This is a genomic window from Streptococcus oralis, from assembly GCF_001578945.1.
GTDB lineage: Bacteria > Bacillota > Bacilli > Lactobacillales > Streptococcaceae > Streptococcus > Streptococcus oralis_Q.
The window spans coordinates 1-358 of record NZ_KQ969636.1; the positions used below are offsets into that span (position 1 = coordinate 1).

The 358-nt window shown below is 44.1% G+C and carries 1 protein-coding gene; it reads right to left on the reverse strand.

Features of this window, described 5'->3' with window-relative positions; genetic code table 11:
* A partial coding sequence (locus SORDD16_RS10160) for a PhoH family protein (RefSeq protein WP_241734076.1) occupies positions 1-358 on the reverse strand: 358 nt, incomplete at both ends.

The following is a 358-nucleotide window of genomic DNA, read 5'->3' on the forward strand; positions in this document are numbered from 1 at the left end:
CAAAGTCGATTTGGTGAATGTTCTTGAGCTTTTCTTGGGCATCAATCAAACCGGACTTGACATTACGTGGCAGGTCAATCTGGCTGATATCCCCATTGACAATCATCTTAGAATTAAAGCCTAAACGAGTCAAGAACATCTTCATCTGCATGATTGTCGTATTTTGTGCTTCATCGAGAATAACAAAGGCATCATCCAAGGTCCGACCACGCATGTAAGCAAGGGGCGCGATTTCAATGATTTCACGCTCCATGAGACGGGTCGTTTGATCTTTTCCCAAAATCTGATACAGGGCATCATAAACTGGTCGAAGATAAGGATCCACCTTCTCCTTGAGATCCCCCGGAAGAAATCCTAG